The 20637-nt window shown below is 38.8% G+C and carries 20 protein-coding genes; 13 read left to right on the forward strand and 7 right to left on the reverse strand.

The genetic code is table 11. The annotated features are described in order from the left end of the window. Positions 1-45 precede the first annotated feature (45 nt). A complete protein-coding gene (gene glnL / locus LG402_RS19415) occupies positions 46-1092 on the forward strand; it encodes a nitrogen regulation protein NR(II) (RefSeq protein WP_109408965.1) in 1047 nt (348 codons plus the stop codon). A 10-nt stretch (positions 1093-1102) separates the two neighbouring features. Then, the gene (gene glnG, locus LG402_RS19420; protein WP_109408966.1) at positions 1103-2527 is read left to right on the forward strand and encodes a nitrogen regulation protein NR(I); all 1425 of its coding nucleotides are present in this window, start codon (positions 1103-1105) and stop codon (positions 2525-2527) included. Positions 2528-2547: 20 nt separating this feature from the next. Here glnG and hemN read toward each other — a convergent pair whose 3' ends face one another. The 5 genes from hemN to LG402_RS19445 form a co-directional block, all read right to left on the reverse strand. Further along, positions 2548-3921 (reverse strand): oxygen-independent coproporphyrinogen III oxidase, encoded by a 1374-nt coding sequence (gene hemN, locus LG402_RS19425; RefSeq protein ID WP_166539123.1) that lies wholly within the window; start codon positions 3919-3921, stop codon positions 2548-2550. 862 nt (positions 3922-4783) lie between these two features. Beyond that, complete coding sequence (locus tag LG402_RS19430) at positions 4784-5440, reverse strand: DUF799 domain-containing protein (protein ID WP_109408968.1); 657 nt, start codon at positions 5438-5440, stop codon at positions 4784-4786. Then, a complete protein-coding gene (locus tag LG402_RS19435) occupies positions 5437-5790 on the reverse strand; it encodes a DUF4810 domain-containing protein (protein ID WP_166539124.1) in 354 nt (117 codons plus the stop codon). Before LG402_RS19435 ends, LG402_RS19430 begins: the two co-directional genes overlap by 4 nt. A 24-nt stretch (positions 5791-5814) precedes the next feature. Next, on the reverse strand, positions 5815-6489 hold the full coding sequence (locus tag LG402_RS19440; protein ID WP_166539125.1) for a CsgG/HfaB family protein: 675 nt from the start codon (positions 6487-6489) through the stop codon (positions 5815-5817). A gap of 480 nt (positions 6490-6969) precedes the next feature. Further along, positions 6970-9312, reverse strand: a complete 2343-nt coding sequence (locus LG402_RS19445) for a Tex family protein (RefSeq protein WP_227336152.1) — start codon at positions 9310-9312, stop codon at positions 6970-6972. 180 nt (positions 9313-9492) lie between these two features. On the opposite strand from LG402_RS19445, the gene greB reads away from it, so the two are divergent. The 11 genes from greB (at position 9493) to LG402_RS19500 (ending at position 19580) form a co-directional block, all read left to right on the forward strand. Beyond that, on the forward strand, positions 9493-9972 hold the full coding sequence (greB, locus tag LG402_RS19450) for a transcription elongation factor GreB (protein WP_006534574.1): 480 nt from the start codon (positions 9493-9495) through the stop codon (positions 9970-9972). 150 nt (positions 9973-10122) lie between these two features. After that, positions 10123-10845 (forward strand): two-component system response regulator OmpR, encoded by a 723-nt coding sequence (gene ompR, locus LG402_RS19455; protein WP_036933800.1) that lies wholly within the window; start codon positions 10123-10125, stop codon positions 10843-10845. Next, positions 10842-12182 (forward strand): two-component system sensor histidine kinase EnvZ, encoded by a 1341-nt coding sequence (gene envZ / locus LG402_RS19460; protein WP_227336153.1) that lies wholly within the window; start codon positions 10842-10844, stop codon positions 12180-12182. Before ompR ends, envZ begins: the two co-directional genes overlap by 4 nt. Positions 12183-12391: 209 nt before the next feature. After that, positions 12392-13432, forward strand: a complete 1041-nt coding sequence (gene pstS / locus LG402_RS19465) for a phosphate ABC transporter substrate-binding protein PstS (RefSeq protein WP_166539128.1) — start codon at positions 12392-12394, stop codon at positions 13430-13432. A gap of 76 nt (positions 13433-13508) precedes the next feature. After that, positions 13509-14468: a phosphate ABC transporter permease PstC gene (gene pstC, locus LG402_RS19470; protein ID WP_166539129.1), complete on the forward strand. Its 960-nt coding sequence runs from the start codon at positions 13509-13511 to the stop codon at positions 14466-14468. A 1-nt stretch (position 14469) separates the two neighbouring features. Continuing rightward, positions 14470-15372 carry a phosphate ABC transporter permease PstA gene (pstA, locus tag LG402_RS19475; protein ID WP_210812990.1) on the forward strand — a complete coding sequence of 301 codons (903 nt, stop codon included), beginning with the start codon at positions 14470-14472 and terminating at the stop codon, positions 15370-15372. Between the two features lie 29 nt (positions 15373-15401). Next, a complete protein-coding gene (gene pstB, locus LG402_RS19480; RefSeq protein WP_006534565.1) occupies positions 15402-16178 on the forward strand; it encodes a phosphate ABC transporter ATP-binding protein PstB in 777 nt (258 codons plus the stop codon). A 14-nt stretch (positions 16179-16192) separates the two neighbouring features. Next, entirely contained in the window at positions 16193-16927 is a 735-nt protein-coding gene (gene phoU, locus LG402_RS19485) for a phosphate signaling complex protein PhoU (protein ID WP_109408975.1), read from the forward strand. Positions 16928-17142: 215 nt separating this feature from the next. Beyond that, the gene (locus tag LG402_RS19490; RefSeq protein WP_227336154.1) at positions 17143-17982 is read left to right on the forward strand and encodes an ABC transporter substrate-binding protein; all 840 of its coding nucleotides are present in this window, start codon (positions 17143-17145) and stop codon (positions 17980-17982) included. 106 nt (positions 17983-18088) lie between these two features. Next, the gene (locus LG402_RS19495) at positions 18089-18826 is read left to right on the forward strand and encodes an amino acid ABC transporter permease (RefSeq protein ID WP_227336155.1); all 738 of its coding nucleotides are present in this window, start codon (positions 18089-18091) and stop codon (positions 18824-18826) included. A gap of 1 nt (position 18827) precedes the next feature. Then, on the forward strand, positions 18828-19580 hold the full coding sequence (locus LG402_RS19500; protein ID WP_227336156.1) for an amino acid ABC transporter permease: 753 nt from the start codon (positions 18828-18830) through the stop codon (positions 19578-19580). 56 nt (positions 19581-19636) lie between these two features. Here LG402_RS19500 and LG402_RS19505 read toward each other — a convergent pair whose 3' ends face one another. Together LG402_RS19505 and LG402_RS19510 are read right to left on the reverse strand one after the other, a co-directional pair. Continuing rightward, positions 19637-20149, reverse strand: coding sequence for a GNAT family N-acetyltransferase (locus LG402_RS19505; protein ID WP_227336157.1), 513 nt, complete (start codon positions 20147-20149; stop codon positions 19637-19639). Further along, a complete protein-coding gene (locus LG402_RS19510; RefSeq protein WP_109408979.1) occupies positions 20127-20423 on the reverse strand; it encodes a DUF1778 domain-containing protein in 297 nt (98 codons plus the stop codon). The genes LG402_RS19505 and LG402_RS19510 overlap by 23 nt, the downstream gene beginning before the upstream one ends. Positions 20424-20637 lie beyond the last annotated feature (214 nt).

The raw sequence follows: 20637 nt of genomic DNA on the forward strand, positions 1-20637 counted from the left end.
CAATAAAGGTAAGATGCACTAAAATAGTGCAAAGAGGTATTCAATATGGAAACGGCAGACTTACCTGATAACACATTAATTTTGGACTCATTGATACACTCAGTATTGGTTATCAACAAAGAGTTTATTATTTGTTATGCGAATCATTCTGCGTTACAGGTTTTAGCACAAAGCCGCCGAAAATTATTTGAAACGCCTTTTACTGCCTTATTCAGCTATTACTCTTTTGATGCTGATTTAATGCGTGAAACGTTAGCGAGTGGACAAAGCTTTACTGACAATGAAGTGATATTGGTTGTTAATAACCAATCACACACAATGTCGCTCAGTGCCCAACCTATTTCCGAGCAACACATTTTGCTGGAACTGGCGCCTATGGATAGTCAACGCCGGTTAAGCCAAGAGCAGATACAACAAGCACAGCAAATGGCAGCGAGGGAATTGGTTAGGGGGCTGGCACATGAAATTAAAAACCCGTTAGGTGGGTTAAGGGGCGCGGCACAATTGCTGGCAAAATCATTGCCCGATCCTGCCTTAACAGAATATACGCAAGTTATTATTGAACAAGCTGATCGCCTGCGTGTGCTGGTGGACAGACTACTTGGCCCACAACACCCAGGAACAAAAACATATCAGAGTATTCATCATGTTGTTGAGCGAGTGGCTCAACTTATTTCACTTGAATGCCCTGACAATGTCACCTTGTTAAAAGATTACGATCCCAGTTTGCCTGAGTTATCACATTACCCAGATCAAATAGAACAAGTACTCCTAAATATTACACGCAATGCTTTACAAGCCGTTGAAAAAACAGGAGGGACGATTATCTTGCGTACCCGTACTGCTTTTCAAGTCACACTCCATGGTGAGCGTCATCGCCTTGTTGCTCGTATTGATGTAATTGATACTGGCGATGGGATCCCTTCTCACTTACAAGATACTCTTTTTTATCCCATGGTAAGCGGTAGAGAAGGAGGAAATGGATTGGGATTATCAATTGCGCGTAATTTAGTGGATCAGCATGCAGGTAAAATTGAATTTACCAGTTGGCCTGGGAATACCGAATTTTCTATTTATTTACCAATTAAGTAGGAGATAACTAATGCAAAAAGGAAATGTGTGGGTTGTCGATGATGACAGCTCTATTCGCTGGGTACTGGAACGTGCAATTTCTCGTGAAGGCCTTGTATGTAAAACTTTCGAACATGCAAATGATGTACTTAACGCCCTCAATACAGAAATGCCAGATGTCTTGCTATCTGATATTCGTATGCCTGATATCGATGGTTTATCTCTTCTTAAAATCATTAAAGAAAGCTACCCTACTTTACCCGTGATAATTATGACTGCGCATTCTGATCTGGATGCCGCAGTAAATGCTTATCAACAAGGGGCTTTTGATTATTTACCGAAACCCTTTGATATTGATGAAACCTTAGCATTAATTGATCGTGCAATTACGCATTATCGCGAGCAAAAACAGCCCAATACGACTGAACCTACTCTGCAATCTGTTTCTGATATGATTGGTGAAGCGCCTGCAATGCAAGAGGTTTACCGTATTATTGGTCGACTTTCTCGCTCCTCAATCAGTGTACTTATTAATGGTGAATCAGGTACCGGAAAAGAGCTAGTCGCACATGCATTACATCGCCACAGCCCAAGAGCTTCTTCTCCTTTTATTGCTCTCAATATGGCGGCAATTCCTAAAGATTTAATTGAATCAGAGCTTTTTGGTCATGAAAAAGGGGCATTTACAGGTGCGTCTCAAGTACGCCAAGGGCGATTTGAACAAGCAAATGGGGGTTCTCTTTTTCTTGATGAAATTGGTGATATGCCCCTCGACATTCAGACACGGTTACTACGAGTGCTTGCTGAAGGACAATTTTACCGAGTAGGCGGTTATGCTCCTGTTAAAGTTGATGTGCGTATTATTGCCGCTACACATCAAGACTTAGAAAAACGCGTTCAAGCGGGTGATTTTCGTGAAGATCTCTATCATCGACTTAATGTAATACGCATTCAATTACCACCATTACGTGATAGAACTGAAGATATTCCCAGCTTAGCGCGCTATTTTCTACAAAAAACAGCAAAAGAATTAGGCGTCGAAGCCAAAGCGCTTCATCAGCAAAGTTTGCAAATAATGATGGAATACAACTGGTCAGGTAACGTAAGACAATTAGAGAATGTGTGTCGCTGGTTAACGGTAATGACGGCAAGCCAAGAAATTATGCCTCAAGATTTACCACAAGAAATTCGCCAACCCGATGAGAAAGCAAAAAATATCAGTCGAATTGCTTCATCTCAACATTGGTCACAACATCTTTCATTATGGGCAGATGAAGCATTAGCTGAAGGAAAAGACAATATCCTAACGAATGCATTACCTCAGTTTGAACGGACACTTTTACTCAGCGCCCTAGCCTATACACAAGGCCATAAACAAGATGCCGCACGATTATTAGGTTGGGGCAGAAATACATTAACCCGAAAATTAAAAGAATTAGGGATAGAGGAATATTGATCCTCTACCCCCTTCATCAATTAAATTACACGTGAGAATTGACGTTGGCGCATTTGATTTCGTAAATAGGTATCAAAACACATGCAGATATTACGAATAAGCAAACGTCCTCTTGGTGTCACTTGAATGCCATCAGCTGTTATTTCAACTAAACCATCATCTTTCATTGGCACAAGTAATTCTAAATCTTCTTTAAAATAGTCATGGAAGACAATATCGTGCATTTTTTCAATATCAGAAAAATGCAAATTAAAATTACAAATTAAGGTTTTAATTACATCACGGCGAATACAATCATCATTAGTCAGTGATAAACCTCGCCATAGTGCATTACCTTCACTATTTACACGCGCATAATACTCTTTCAATACCTTCTCATTTTGCGCATAGTTATCCCCTAACATACTAATTGCAGAAACACCCATACCTAATAAATCACACTCTTCATGAGTGGTATATCCTTGGAAATTACGATGTAAAATACCTTTGCGCTGAGCAACCGCTAATTCATCATCAGGCTTAGCAAAATGATCCATTCCAATAAATTGATAGCCATTTGTCGTTAGCGTAGAAATGGTTTCTTGTAATATTTCTAATTTTTCTTCCGCTAAAGGGAGATCTTCATCTTTAATTTTACGTTGAGCCGCAAATAAATTAGGCAAATGAGCATAATTAAATACACTTAATCTATCTGGCGATAATTCAATGACACGTTTTAATGTAAAGGCAAAACTCTCTTTGGTTTGCTTAGGTAAGCCATAAATTAAATCAATACTAGTAGAGTGAAAACCCACTTCACGCGCACGCTCTACTAATGCAAAAATAAATGCTTCGTCTTGCTCACGATTTACTTTTTGTTGTACTTCTTTATTGAAATCTTGCACGCCCATACTCAGGCGGTTAAAGCCTTCATTACGCAAATGATCGATAACATCTAATTCAATCTCACGCGGGTCAATTTCAATAGAAAGCTCTGCATTATCGACAAAATGAAAATGCTGACGTAATAACGAAACCAATCGACTAATTTGTTGCTTATCCAGAAAAGTAGGCGTACCCCCACCCCAATGCATTTGAGTCACTTTTCGGTCTTTAAAATAACGAGCTCTATTAATAATTTCTTTTTCTAAAACATCAAGATACTCGTCTGCTTTATGTTTATGCCGCGTAATAATTTTATTACAACCACAGAAATAACACAGCTTATGGCAGAAAGGAATATGGATATAAAGTGATAAAGGGCGCTCAGGATAACGTTGAGTCGCTTTGATAAAATCAGCATCACCATATTGTTGATTAAATTCCAATGCTGTTGGGTATGATGTATAGCGAGGACCTGAATAGTTATACTTATGGATCAGGTCAAGATCCCAAATAATTGTTTGTTCTGACATGCCTCTACCTTCCAAAAGTGAACCGCTGATATCTCATACCAGCAAACAGACATTATGAATATCTGAAATAATAGTGTAACCAATAAATCGAGAACTGAATATGATCGAAAGGGGTATCGTATAAATCCCCTTATCTTCTTATTCATAGGCTATCCGGCCTGAATACAATATGTGATATAAATCACATTACATAAAAATAGTCTTACTCATTAAAGATATTCATGAATAATTTAAGTTTATTCAACATGTTAGTTAAGCTTTATTATTTTAAAATAACGCTTCTCAACTTTTACCCAGAGTTTAAAACGATATATTACTCAAAATACGATTTAAATTAATTAAATATCTCGTTATATTAATTTTATTATTTTTTTATTCTCTCGTAATTCGATGGTTGCAATAATAGTAATAATTATATCTTTACCTAAATTATAATATTACATACCCTAGGACAAAACATTGATTAATATCCAACTCAGTCGTGTTTTGATTTAAATTTGAGAGTCATTTAAAGAATAAAGGTCGCTATATTACAAGGAAAGATAGCATCCCCCATACCTTATCTTATTTTAATTGACCATTCTCTTATTTTATCAGTCTCTTTTATATACCCGAATTATGGATTATTAACCATGGAAGGAAACGGACTAGCAACCAAGGATGGTTTCTCTTTTCAATAAAAATAACCCTCTATTTTATTTTCTTTGTTATTAATCTAATTTCTTTGATTAAAATATCTGCATTCCTTTAATAGCTAATAAGAATTATTATTATTTGATAATAACAAATAGAAAGGCCCTGTTTATTATGATCACATAAAACAGAGCCTTTTTCTTTATTATGGTTAATTTATAGCATTAAATTATTTTGCTTCTTTACCATAATTAGGTGAGCGAGGGCCGTATAAAATACCATTTGCTTTACCTGCTGAAAGTAACCGCACACTGGTTATTCCTGCAATTTGGTAACTCTTATCAGAAACGGTATTAACGATTTGATTCACAACAGCAGAAACCAACATTCCCACTAAGCTACTTGATGAACTTTCTGTCTCTGTACTTGATGCGGTTGCAGAACTGCTCCACAACACACCACCATTACGGAGATCAACAAGTTTAGCGCTAACAGTGACTCGTGTATCACTGGAAATAACTTGGTATGACGTGCCGAATTCAGTGATATCTAAGTATAAAACCGCATCAGCACCAAAGATTTCACGCAATTTATTCGGACTTACTGCGTGAATATCTCCAGCCATTGATAGACCATTTTGCTTAAATGTCTCTTCAACGACCGCAACTGGGAAAACATAATAGCCCGCTTCAGCCAAAGGATACGTCACTTGAGATAAGAAACTATGCCCCGCACCAACCTCTGTTGTGTGGTTTTGTGGCACTAAAACTAAAATACTTTTTGGCTTACTTTGTTTAAAGGCGGTGTAATCTGTTTTGACAGGTTGAGCACAACCCGTTAATACCAACGCAAACGCAAAACACATTAAAGCAAATAAACGACTCATTTTTGCATTCCTTTGTTTTTCATCAGGCGATCCATAAATTCTGCTGATTCAGGGTAAAGTGCTTTTTCCTCATTAAATTCAGCCATCGCTAAATCTAATGCACCTGTTGCACCATATAACATGCCTAAATGTGCATGTAATCCTGGTGGAATACCTAATGATTTAGCGCGGGAAAGTTCAATACTTTTCTTTAATGTATCAATCTGTGCTTGAGGGTCACTTTCACTTTGTTGATAGTGTTGATAAACCACTTGTTGATAGCTATCCCAGTTATAAAGCGGTTTAGGGCCACTTGCGCACCCTGTTAATAATAGTGCGCCAAAAGCAAGGCTCATTAATGATTTTAACATTGTTATATCCTTATAAAATGAGCATTATTTTGAAGGCTGCCAAGCATTGCTCTCAATACCAGCCACTAAATTATTAACCGCTTCACGAATAGCGAGATCAAGCACTTTACCGTTAAGTGTTGAGTCATAGCTTGCTGTTCCACCAAACCCGATGATTTCACGGTTAGAAAGTTCATATTCACCTGCACCTTGAGATGAGAACACCACTTCTGATGTGTTTACATTCACAACGTTTAAATTCACTTTGGCATAAGCAACTTGAGTTTTACCGCGGCCTAAAATACCAAATAATTGGCGATCACCCACTTCTTTACGACCAAATTCAGTGACATCACCAGTAATAACATAGGTTGCACCTTTTAATTGCTGGCTTTGGCCTTTAATACCCGCTTCTTCTTTTAATTCAGATAAGTTAGCTCTATCTAATACATTAAAACGCCCTGTCTGTTGTAAATGTGTCATTAAAATGGTTTTGGATTGATTACCTAATCTATCAACACCATCAGAGAATATTCCATTCATATAACTAGAACGGTTATCAAACTTACCAATTGAAATAGCGCTTTTTGTCCCTGTATAAGTCGTGTTATAGGTTGCAACTTTAGCAACATCTAAAGAGCGAGAAGACTCTGAAGCACACCCTGCAAGTAATGTTGCAGAAACTAAAATCAAGCCAAGCGATAATTTATTTAAATTCATATTAATAACCTAATAAAGGTGAAATAAACTTATAGATATTCATTCTATTAATTAAAATAGAGTTGATATAAACAGAAAAAATGGTTTTCAGTTTTAGCTCATAGAAGTTCACTTAAAAACCTTATTAGTAATAAGGTTATAAGACGATCAACTCATATTTATAATATAAAGGTAATCAGCGATGGGGAGAATAGAAGATAGATGATAAAAACAATAATAAATAAATATAGAGATGAAATAGAGAATACTTTATTTATTATTTTTTTAATATCGCTTAAGTCAGATTAAAACCAAACCGATTAAAAATAAAAAGTAAATGAGAGGATATTTAGTTTGCACTCTTCTTTATCAATGTTTTGTTATTAGAAAATAGCTTGAATAAGGCAAAATAAAAAAATGTGGTGCCATCAATATTCATGACACCACATTCAACAACGTTAGAGCCTCTAGCTCATTAACACCATAACCATAAATGTGTTATTAGCGTTTTTTTCCAAATGCAGCGGCTAACGCGTCACCCATTGCACTATTTCCCGCATTATTACCGCTATTTGTTGATTGGCGGTTATTACGAGCTGGCTTCTGCCCTTTATTATTTCTAGGGTGATTATTACTATTACTCGGTGATGATTGTCTATTTTCACTATCACCAGCAACTTCATCTAAACGCATAGTTAATGCAATACGTTTACGAGCTAAATCAACTTCAAGAACTTTGACTTTAACAATATCACCTGTTTTTACCACAGTATGCGGATCTTCAATAAATCGGTCAGCTAAAGAGGAGATATGAACCAAGCCATCTTGGTGTACACCGATATCAACGAATGCACCGAAATTAGTCACATTAGTCACGGTTCCTTCAAGGATCATGCCACTAACTAAGTCATTCATTGTTTCGACACCTTCAGCAAAAGTCGCAGTTTTAAACTCAGGACGAGGATCGCGCCCTGGTTTTGCTAACTCTTTTAAGATGTCATTAATTGTTGGTAGACCAAATTGCTCTGTGATAAACGCTCTTGCATCAACCTGTGAGATCAAAGCGCTATTTCCCATTAAATCGTCAATCTTTTGCTGCGTAGATTGCAGGATATTTTCAACAACTGGATACGCTTCTGGGTGAACTGTTGACGCATCCAGCGGATTTTTACCATCACGAATGCGCAAGAATCCTGCACATTGCTCAAAGGCTTTTGGCCCTAAGCGTGCGACTTTGAGTAACTGTTTTCTATCAATAAAGCGGCCGTTCTCATCACGCCAATTAATAATATTTTGAGCGATAGATTGGCTAAGCCCCGCAACTCGCGTTAATAATGGTACTGACGCTGTATTTAAATCCACACCAACACCATTCACACAGTCTTCAACAACAGTATCAAGTTTTCTGGCTAATAATGTTTGGCTAACATCATGCTGATATTGGCCAACACCAATTGATTTAGGATCAATTTTTACAAGCTCAGCCAACGGATCTTGTAAACGGCGAGCGATAGATACCGCACCACGAATAGACACATCCAAATCAGGAAATTCATTAGCAGCAAGCTCTGATGCAGAATATACGGACGCTCCCGCCTCGCTCACAATTACCTTTTGTGCTTTGACGTCTGGGTAACGTTTTACTGTTTCAGCAAAAAAGCGTTCGGTTTCACGAGAAGCAGTACCATTGCCAATCGCCACCAGTTCAACATTATGCTTAATACATAACGCCGCGACACTGGCAGCCGCTTTATCAGCTTGGCCTGTATGTGGATAAATCGTATCGGTTGCAATTAACTTACCAGTGCTATCTACAACGGCAACTTTCACACCGGTACGTAAACCAGGATCAAGCCCCATAGTGGCTCGCATACCCGCAGGTGCCGCCATCAGTAAATCATTTAGGTTTCGAGCAAAAACATTAATAGCTTCTTCTTCCGCCTTTTCTCGTAATTGGCTCATCAATTCTGTTTCAATATGCATTAAAACTTTAATACGCCAAGTCCAGCTTACAACCGCTTTGCGCCAGCTATCTGCTGGTTGGTTGTTTAAGCGTAATCCTAAATGCTCTGTGATCAGTTGTTCACCGTAGCTTTCTTTAGGTGCTTCTTCAAATTGCGGATCAGGATTAAGTGATAATTGTAAAATACCTTCATTACGACCACGAAACATGGCTAACGCACGGTGAGAAGGAACATTGGCAATCGGCTCATGACTGTCAAAATAATCACTAAACTTCGCACCTTCGGCTTCTTTTCCTTCCACTACTTTGGAAACAAGATGTGCATTTTTCCATAAATATTGACGAACTTTCGCCAATAATCCAGCATCTTCAGAAAAACGCTCCATTAAAATATAACGCGCACCATCTAAAGCGGCTTTAGTATCATTCACGCCTTTTTCTGCGTTGATATAAGCGGTTGCTACATCTTCTGGGTTATTTTGTGGCTCATTCCACAACAAGTCTGCTAAGGGCTCTAACCCATTTTCAATGGCGATTTGTCCACGAGTACGGCGTTTAGGCTTATAAGGAAGATAAAGATCTTCAAGCTCTGTTTTACTTTGCGTTTCATTAATTGAAGAACGTAACTCAGGTGTTAATTTTCCTTGTTCTTCAATTGATTTTAAAATGGTTTGGCGACGATCATTGAGTTCTCGTAAATAACTAAGGCGAGTTTCTAACTGACGTAGTTGCGTATCATCTAACCCACCAGTGACCTCTTTACGGTAACGGGCAACAAATGGCACCGTATTCCCTTCATCCAGTAACGTTATGGCCGAAAGGACTTGCTGAGGCTTAACCGTGAGCTCTTCTGCAATAATTCGGCTTAATGATTCATTCATAATATATTTACCTACCGAGAGGAATAATTTTAAAGAGGGCTATTATACACACGCCACACTAAAAAAATTTGGCAAATTTCCGATTACACTCGACAATTATGAGGAAAATAACAGATTAATTTATCATTCACGCTATAGTATCTTTATGAAATTCAATGTTGATGATAGTTTTAATTCGTAATGGCAAAAAGTAACTATATTACTCGTGATGGCTGGTATGCCTTAGACAAAGAGCTAAAATATCTTTGGAAAGAAGAGCGCCCTCGTGTCACACAATCAGTTTCAGAGGCAGCGGCACAAGGTGACCGTTCAGAAAATGCTGAATATATTTATGGAAAGAAGCGGTTACGTGAAATTGACAGACGTGTTCGCTTTTTATCAAAACGTCTTGATGAGCTAAAAATTGTTGACCCCGATCCTCGCCAAGAAGGAAAAGTTTATTTTGGTGCTTGGGTCACGCTTGAAGATGATGACGAAAATGTCAAAACTTTCAGACTTGTGGGGCCTGATGAGTTTGATCCGGCAAAACAGTGGATTTCTATAGATTCTCCTGTTGCCCGAGCTCTCATTGGTAAACAAGTTGATGATGAAATTAGTGTGCAAACACCAGGTGGTGAAGTTAATTACTGCGTATTATCTATCAAATATCATTCGGAATAAGACAAATAAATAGATTTATTACCTTTATTATCACTAAAGAACAAGTTTTATCTATAAATTATTAACATTTATTCTTTGGTTTTGGTTTAATATTCTTAACGATGATAGAATTCGCTAACAAAAGCATTTGCACTTCGGGAGCTTAAAAAAATGCAAGAAAGTTATAAAGTGCTAATCGTGGATGATGATTTACGTCTACGTTCACTATTAGAGCGCTATTTGACAGAGCAGGGTTTTCAAATCCGTACTGCTGCAAACGCTGATCAAATGGATCGTCTGCTCACTCGCGAATCTATCCACCTTATCGTGCTCGACTTAATGCTTCCAGGTGAAGATGGCTTATCCATTTGCCGTCGCTTAAGAAGCCAAAACAACCCTATCCCTATTATTATGGTTACAGCAAAAGGGGAAGAGGTTGATAGAATTGTTGGGCTTGAAATTGGTGCTGATGATTACATCTCAAAACCATTTAATCCAAGAGAATTACTGGCTCGCATTCGCGCAGTACTTCGCCGTCAAGCGAACGAATTGCCGGGTGCTCCTTCACAAGATAATGCCATTATCTCTTTTGGTAAATTCAAGCTAAACCTTGGTACACGGGAAATGTTCCATGAAGAAGAGCATATGCCTCTAACGAGTGGTGAATTTGCTGTATTAAAAGTACTGGTATCTCACCCTCGTGAGCCTCTTTCTCGTGACAAATTAATGAGCCTTGCTCGTGGTCGCGAATACAGTGCTATGGAACGTTCAATCGACGTTCAAATTTCTCGTTTACGCCGAATGATTGAAGAGGATCCAACACATCCTCGCTATATTCAAACAGTTTGGGGTCTTGGTTACGTCTTTGTTCCTGATGGAACCAGTGCTCAATGAGAAGGCTGAGGCTTTCCCCTCACAATAAACTGACACGTTCGTTATTTCTGGTTATCTCGCTACTTTTTTTTAGCTTGATAGCCAGTTATATCGTTGTACAGCACCTTATTGTTGGGCCAAGCCTTCAGCAATTTAATAAAGTTTTAGCGTATGAAATACGCACATTAATGCCTGAAGAACTTATTTTAGTTGATGGCACTCCACTCAAAATCTCCCCGGCTTTACGCAATAAAATCTATAGCGAATTAGGTATCTCTTTTTTTGATAAAGAGGCCGCACTTGAGGAAGGACTTTATTGGGCTAAAATCGATGACGATTTAAGTGAACAGATGTCTGAATATCTGGGTGGAGAAACTGAAATTTGGATTGAAAACACGCTGGAATACCCTGTTTTATGGGTTAATACACATATTTCCCCCTCTCTCTGGATCCGTGTTCCTCTCACTGAGTTAGGGCAAAATTTCCTACTGCCAGTTTATCGACAAGCGATTATTTTTATTATCATCATTGTCGCTTTTTTTTGGCTCTATAACCGTTTTCAAAATCGCCCACTCAATGAAGTAGAATATGCTGCACGTCGTATCGGTAAAGGGGTTATTCCACCACCTATTCCTGAATCTGGCTCCTCTGAAATGCGATCAATCATTCGCGCATTTAATCAGATGTCATCGGGTATTCGTTCATTAGATAATGATAGAACACTCGTTATGGCTGGTGTCAGTCATGACTTGCGTACACCTCTTACCCGTATTCGCCTTGCCACTGAAATGATGAGCCCAGAGGATAGCTATCTTGCTGACTCTATCAATAAAGATATTGAAGATTGCGATGCCATTATTGGCCAGTTTCTAGACTATATGCGCACAGGTAAAGAGATGTCTTTAGAACTGTGCGATATGAATAATCTATTACAAGAAGTCATTTCGGCTGAATCTAATTCAGGTAAAATAAGTGAAGATCATCTTCATCCTGAACCCATTAATATTACGGCTAATCCTATCGCTGTGAAACGAGCACTTGCCAATATGATTGTAAATGCGACCCGCTATGGCCATGGCTGGATAAGTGTTTCAAGTGGAAAAAATGAAGAATATGCATGGTTTCAAGTCGAAGATGACGGCCCCGGTATTCCACAAGAAGACCGACAACGTCTTTTCCAACCTTTTGTTCAAGGTGAACAAGCGCGTAGCTCGACAGGTGCAGGTTTAGGGTTATCCATTATTCGCCGTATTATGGATGCTCACGGTGGTTATGTTGAACTTGATGATAGCGTTAAAGGTGGATTACTTATCCGTGCTAATTTTCCATTAAAAGAGCGTGATGATGAGGATGATTAATTTTTCTTTCTGATAAAGCCCTTTTTTATTCCGCTACTTTTGCTCTATTTTTTCTTCTCCCTCTAAATATTTCATCATTTTTTTACTTTGTCATAAAACTGTCACAATTAAGACATTTAATTGTCATCTAACTGACCTATTGTCTGTGCGTACCGTAACCGAAGTTGATAGATGTCGAAAATTATTCTACCTATCCCACAGGAGGGATTATGAAACTGATGCGTACCACCCTGACTAGTGTCATTGCCGCTGCGTTTTCAATGACCGCTCTTTCTGCGCAGGCAACGACCTCGCTGACTGGTGCTGGCGCAACGTTCCCTGCCCCAGTTTATGCTAAATGGGCAGATTCCTATCAGAAAGAAACGGGTAACAAAATTAACTACCAAGGCATTGGCTCCTCTGGTGGTGTTAAACAAATCATTGCAAACACCGTTGATTTTGGCGCTTCTGATGCACCATTAACAGACGACAAATTACAAGCTGACGGTTTATTCCAATTCCCTACCGTGATTGGTGGCGTTGTTATGGCTGTAAACATTCCTGGTATCAAATCAGGTGAGCTGACCTTAGATGGCGACACTATCGGTAATATCTATCTAGGCAAGATCCAAAAATGGAATGACCCTGCCATCACAAAACTCAATCCAGGCGTAAAATTACCAGACCAGAATATCGCGGTTATTCGTCGTGCTGATGGTTCTGGAACTTCTTTCGTTTTCACTAGCTACTTATCAAAAGTAAATAGCGCATGGAAAGATGAAGTAGGCGCTGGCTCTACCGTAAAATGGCCAACAGGCTTAGGTGGTAAAGGAAATGATGGCATCGCTGCATTCGTTCAACGTGTACCAGGTTCAATTGGTTATGTTGAATATGCTTACGCGAAACAAAACAACCTTGCTTATACTAAATTAGTCACAGCTGATGGCGAAGCAATCGCACCAACAGCAGACAGCTTTAGTGCCGCAGCAAGAAAAATTGATTGGAGCAAAAGCTTTGCACAAGACCTGACTAATCAGAAAGGTGAAAACGCATGGCCGATTACTTCAACCACCTTTATCTTAGTGCATCAAAAACAACAAAATGCAGAAAAAGGTAAAGAAGTGCTGAATTTCTTCAACTGGGCTTATGACAAAGGTAATCAAGAAGCGAAAAATCTAGATTACGCAGTATTACCTGCAGAAGTTGTAGAACAAATTCGTGCTGCATGGAAAACAAGTATTAAAGACAGTAATGGCAAACCGATTTACTAATAAAACCGGTAACCATTAAGAGATAAGTTAACGTTCACCCCCTGCTAACAGGGGGTAATAAATTAAAAGAGGCTTTATGGCCGAGCACACAACGGTAATAAAGGCCCCTAGTAAACGAGGGGACGTTATTTTCAGCGCACTAGTCCGTCTAGCTGCGTTGATTACGCTTTTGCTTTTAACAGGTATCATTGTTTCACTGATTTTTGCCTCATTACCAAGTATTCAGCAGTTTGGTCTTTCATTCTTATGGACAAAAGAGTGGGACCCACCAGCACAGGAGTTTGGTGCATTAGTGCCTATTTACGGCACCATTGTAACGTCAATTATCGCACTGGTTATTGCTGTTCCTGTCAGTTTTGGTATTGCCCTTTTCCTCACTGAATTAGCACCTAATTGGCTAAAACGCCCATTAGGTATTGCGATTGAGTTACTCGCGGCTATCCCAAGTATTGTTTATGGTATGTGGGGACTGTTTGTCTTCGCACCACTGTTTGCAACCTATTTCCAAGAGCCGGTAGGCAATGTGCTTTCTTCTATTCCTATCGTTGGCGAGCTTTTCTCAGGCCCTGCTTTTGGTATTGGTATCTTAGCAGCAGGGGTTATCCTCGCTATCATGATCATTCCTTATATCGCCTCTGTGATGCGTGATGTGTTTGAACAGACACCTGTCATGATGAAGGAATCAGCCTACGGTATTGGCTGTACAACATGGGAAGTAATTTGGAATATCGTTCTACCTTATACCCGTAACGGTGTCATCGGTGGCGTTATGTTGGGATTAGGCCGTGCCTTAGGTGAAACCATGGCGGTGACCTTTATCATCGGTAATACCTACCAATTAGATTCTGCCTCGCTATTTATGCCAGGTAACAGTATCACGTCGGCATTAGCCAATGAGTTTGCTGAAGCAGAAACGGGATTACATACTGCGGCATTAATGGAATTAGGGCTTATCCTGTTTGTCATCACCTTTATCGTACTTGCGATTTCTAAGTTTATGACATTACGTTTATCTAAGAATGAAGGAGCGCGTTAATATGTCTAAAACATCCCCTTCTTCATTACAAGTTCAAACAGAGAGCGAACTGCGAGTACGTCATAAACGCCAACTTTGGCGTCGTCAAAAAAACCGTATCGCACTGTTTTTATCTGTATCTACTATGGCATTTGGTCTTTTCTGGTTAACGTGGATTTTATTCTCAACAATCACAAAAGGCGTTGATGGTATGTCCCTTGCGCTTTTCACCGAAATGACACCGCCGCCAAATACTGACGGTGGTGGATTGGCGAACGCCATTGTCGGTAGTGGATTACTCATTCTTTGGGCCACAGTGATTGGCACGCCATTAGGTATTCTTGCAGGGATTTATCTTGCAGAATATGGCCGTCGCTCATGGCTTGCTGAAACCACTCGCTTTATTAACGATATTTTGCTGTCAGCACCATCAATTGTTGTCGGGCTCTTTGTCTACACTATTGTGGTCGCACAGATGCAGCACTTTTCAGGATGGGCAGGTATTATTGCTCTTGCCTTACTGCAAATTCCTATCGTTATTCGTACCACTGAAAATATGTTGAAGTTAGTACCTGATAGTTTACGCGAAGCTGCTTATGCATTAGGAACACCAAAGTGGAAGATGATCTCTAAAATCACCTTAAAAGCCTCGGTATCAGGCATTATCACAGGTGTGTTATTAGCGATTGCACGTATTGCAGGTGAAACTGCGCCACTGTTATTTACTTCACTATCAAATCAATTCTGGAGCACAGACTTAAACGAACCGATAGCTAACTTACCTGTGACTATCTTTAAGTTCGCCATGAGTCCTTTTGCACAGTGGCAAGAGCTTGCCTGGGCTGGCGTATTACTTATCACCCTCTGTGTTCTATTTATCAATATTATCGCGCGCGTGCTGTTTGCTAAACGCAAGCACGGTTAACGCAGAAAGTTAAGCAAGAGAGACGTTGAATGATTATGGCTAATGATAACGCGGGAAATAAAATTCAAGTTCGTGATTTGAACTTCTACTACGGTAAATTCCATGCGCTGAAAAATATCTCTTTAGATATTGCCAAAAATAAGGTGACTGCATTTATCGGCCCTTCTGGCTGTGGTAAATCAACCTTACTGCGTACTTTTAATAAAATGTATGAGCTTTATGGCGAACAGCGTGCAGAAGGCGAAATTCTACTAGATGGCAACAATATCCTGACAGATAAACAAGATATTGCGCTATTACGCGCCAAAGTCGGAATGGTGTTCCAAAAGCCAACCCCTTTCCCGATGTCAATTTATGACAATATCGCTTTTGGTGTACGCTTATTCGAAAAGTTATCTCGCGCTGATATGGACGAACGTGTTCAATGGGCTTTGACAAAAGCCGCATTATGGAACGAAACCAAAGATAAATTACATCAGAGTGGATATAGTCTATCTGGTGGTCAACAACAGCGTTTATGTATAGCGCGCGGTATCGCTATTCGTCCTGAAGTTTTGTTACTTGATGAGCCTTGTTCAGCACTTGATCCAATCTCAACAGGTCGTATTGAAGAGCTTATCAGCGAACTCAAATCAGAATATACCGTGGTTATCGTGACACATAACATGCAACAAGCGGCACGTTGTTCTGATTACACTGCATTTATGTATTTAGGCGAGTTAATTGAATTTAGCGATACGGATACGTTATTTACGCGTCCTGCGAAAAAACAAACTGAAGATTACATCACTGGGCGTTATGGCTGATAACGAGGCAATAAATGGATAATTTAAATCACAATAAGCATATTTCTGGTCAATTTAATGCTGAGTTAGAGCATATCCGTACTGAGCTGATGGTGATGGGTGGGCTTGTTGAAGAACAGCTGAAAAAAGCCATTATGGCAATGCACAATCAAGACCAAGCACTGGCAAATGAAGTTATTCAAGGTGATCATAACGTCAATATGATGGAAGTCGCTATTGATGATGCGTGTATGCGAATTATTGCTAAACGCCAGCCAACAGCCAGTGACTTACGTTTAATTATGGCGATATCAAAAACGATCGCTGAGCTAGAACGTATTGGTGATGTTGCTGAAAAAATCTGTAAAACAGCACTTGAAAAGTTTTCACATCAACATCAGCCATTATTAGTCAGTTTAGAATCTTTAGGCCAACATGCGATACAAATGCTTCACGATGTTCTTGATGCCTTTGCGCGTATGGACTTGGATGAAGCAGTGCGTATCTATCGTGAAGACGCCAAAATTGATAACGAATATGAAGGTATCGTTCGTCAATTAATGACTTATATGATGGAAGATCCTCGCACTATTCCCAGTGTGTTAACCGCCTTATTTTGTGCTCGTTCTATTGAACGCATTGGCGACCGTTGTCAGAATATTTGTGAGTTTATTTTCTATTATGTAAAAGGTCATGATTTCCGCCATTTAGGGGGAGACCAAGTAGAAAAAATGCTAACAAAAAGTGATGGTAACAATACCACCAAATAAATTTCTCTCTTCTTCTCTTTTCTTACAAACAGCGATAATTATGTCGCTGTTTTTTTATTCCCTCATAAATTTAATACCGTGTTAGCTCAACGCTTTTCCTCACCTTATTCCTTAAAAGTATATCCATATCAATTTTTATTATTTTATGAACTTAGATCAACTTGATAGCGTGATATCCAACATAACGATGATAATTCTTTTCTTTGGGGTGAATAATGAAACTACGTGTTTTGGCAACCGCATTAATTGCAGGCTCTGTGCTTTTCTCTGGTATTGCAAAAGCTGATAAACTTGATGATATAAAAAAAGCAGGTGTAGTACGTATCGCGATTTTTGACAGCAATCCTCCTTTTGGGTTTATTGATCCTCAAACCAAAAAGCTCGCAGGTTATGATGCGGATATCGCCAATGAAATAGCCAAAGATCTAGGTGTAAAACTGGAGCTGCGTCCAACAAACCCAGCAAACCGTATTCCACTGTTAAGCTCTAAGAAAGTCGATTTAATCGCAGCTAACTTCACCATTACCGACGAACGCGCTAAGCAAGTTGACTTCTCTGTTCCTTACTTTGCAACCGGACAAAAATTTATTGCACGTAAAGGGGTTTTAACTAACCCAGAACAAATTCACTCACTACGTATTGGTGCAGATAAAGGTACTGTTCAAGAAATTACGCTACGTGAACGCTATCCCAATACCAAAGTTATCTCTTATGACGATACACCACTGGCTTTCGCCGCATTACGTAACGGTAACGTACAAGCCATCACCCAAGACGATGCAAAATTAGTGGGTTTATTAGCAAATCTTCCTGATGCAATTAAAGCCGATTTTGAAGTGTCATCATTTAGCATCACCCGTGAATACCAAGCAGTTGCAGCGGCTAAAGGTGAAGACCGTTTAATTAATGAAATCAATAACACCCTATTAAGATTGGAAAAAGAAGGTAAAGCAGACGAGATCTACAATCGTTGGTTTGGCCCTGAAACAAAATCAGCTCAACCTCGTGGTGATTTTAAATTTGCCCCACTATCAGAGCAAACACCACAATCTTGATCTTTAAAGCGTAATAACTTTCTTCTTTCATCAAAATAAAGTTATTCCTTTATTAAAACACCTACCCCGCCTTTGCGGGGTTTGGTGTCTACAATAGGCCTATTATATGTTTGAGCAATTTCTATCACATTACCTTCTTGAGCCACACTATTTAAGTTGGCTTTGGAGTGGTTTTTTAATCACCTTGCTTATCTCTTTTTGGACTATTGTCATTGCAACATTAATGAGCTTTGCCCTTAGTGCTGCAAGAGACAGCACTTTTGCACCATTACGCTGGTTAGCCACGGCTTATACATCGCTATTTCGTAATACTCCACTGTTAGTACAACTATTTTTTTGGTATTTCGCATCTGGAGAAATTCTGCCACAAAGCGCCATGATATGGTTAAACACATCTCATGAGATTGCATTTTTAGGTGTGGCGCTTTCTTGGCCTTCTTTTGAGTTTTTAGCGGGCATTGTGGGTCTGACATTTTATTCAACCCCGTTTATTGCCGAAGAGCTAAGAGCTGGTATTCAAGGTGTTAAACAAGGGCAAAAATATGCTTCTTTGGCATTAGGTTTAACACAATGGCAATCTATGCGTTATGTGATCCTGCCTCAAGCCTTTCGTATTGCTCTACCCCCTTTGCTGGGTCAATACATGAATGTGATAAAAAACTCATCACTAACTATGGCTATTGGTGTTGCAGAGCTTTCTTACGCATCAAGACAAGTCGAAACAGAGTCTTTACGTACCTTTGAAGCCTTTGGTGTTGCAACGGTTCTCTATATTGCAGCAATCGCATTGATGGAAGCTTGGGGTCAATGGCATCAGCAACGTAAATTAGCACAAGGATATTAAGATGGATTTTACTGTTATTGCTGATAACTGGCAGTACTTACTCTTTGGTGCTTATCCTGATGGACCTTTAGAAGGTGCAGCACTGACCGTCTTTATCAGTATCATTGCAGGTATTGCATCAATTATTTTGGGTACATTAGGTGGCATTGCTTTGGCTATGCTCAGAGGTGTCTGGGTTAACCTTTTCGCAGCTTTTTTAGGCTTTTTCCGCGCTATTCCTGTCATTATGTTGATATTTTGGGTCTATTTTTTATTGCCCGTAGTATTAGGAATGGAAATACCTGAAATCACCACCGTAATTTGTGCATTGGCTTTAATTACATCGTCTTATATTGCGCATGGCGTTAAAGCCGGTATTTTAGCGATTGGAAAAGGGCAATGGCAGGCAGGATTATCGTTAGGCTTTAATCGCTGGCAAGTGTTGTGGTATATCGTATTACCACAAGCATTACGCATGATGGTGCCTTCGTTTATTAATCAGTGGATAGCCTTAATTAAAGATACTTCATTAGCTTATGTGGTGGGTGTAGGTGAACTTTCATTCTTAGCGACCCAAGTTAATAACCGCAGTATGGTTTATCCAATGGAAGTTTTTCTATTCGTTGCTTTTATCTATTTTATTCTCTGTTTTTCATTGGAAATTATTGCCAATAGAGTAGCGAAATTATTTTCCACACAAAAAGAAAAGCGCCCTTTTTGGCAGATAGTGTTGCCGTTTAAACAACAATCATTTGTTAAGAAAGAAATGGGATAAACAAAAGAGACTAACTTATTGTTTTAATAGAATAAGTTAGTCTCTTTATAATTGATTTATTCATTATCAACTAGACTGATTACCGCTTTAGCATTCGCCATAGTCATAAATAAACGATATTCATTTTGGCTAAATGAAGAAAAACCTAATCCTTGATACATACTTTTTGCAATATCATGCTTTGCATCTACGATAATCATGGGTATCGGAATATTACCAGATGAATTTATTGCTTTTCTTACAGCATCAACTAATAAAATAGATCCTAAACCTTGGCGTTGATACTGCTGACTAATTGCTAACCGCCCGATTAATACGCAATAGAGCTCTTTGGGATATTTTTTCCCGATTTCTTGCGGTAATTCATCTAAATCGATAGTACACAATGCTAATGAATAAAATCCTTTAATTTTTGTAGGCTCGATTTCACTTGTTAATACAAAAGTACGTGCTAAATCTTTTTCATGATATTGATTGGATATTGCTTTCAAGTAGTTATTAAGTGTTTTATCGCCACAATCAAAAGATGTTCTATCATGTATTTTTCTATTCAGAGGACTTATTTTCATCAAGAATTGTTTCCTTATGCTTGCGCGCGGCACGAAGGAAGCGATCATTTATTTCGATTGGTTTTTCCAATGCATTAATAAAATCTAAAGCGTCTTCCTGACAAAGTTTAATACGCATATCTTGCTCGATTAGCCGTTTAGCTTCAGCAATAGCTGCTTGTACAATAAAACTATTTAAACTCGTATAACCTGATAATGATAAAGCCTTTTCTAACAAAATTTTCATTTCGGGGCTAATACGTGTTGTGATCCTTTCATTTGATAAAGTAGGCATAATTCCTCCACCTCTTTATTAAAACTTATTTAATAGCTGTTATTTATAAAACTAGTAAAACTTCAAAACAGCTCACTTTTCAAGCAAGATAATATGATCAAATTTTAACAAAGTAAATAAAATGTGCCATTTTGACGTCATACAATTATTAGCACTAAACTACACTTAGTTTATTAAATATCTCCATCTATTTTTAATGCCTTCGCTGTAGCGC

It is taken from the genome of Proteus sp. NMG38-2 (assembly GCF_020640995.1).
Taxonomy (GTDB): Bacteria; Pseudomonadota; Gammaproteobacteria; order Enterobacterales; family Enterobacteriaceae; genus Proteus.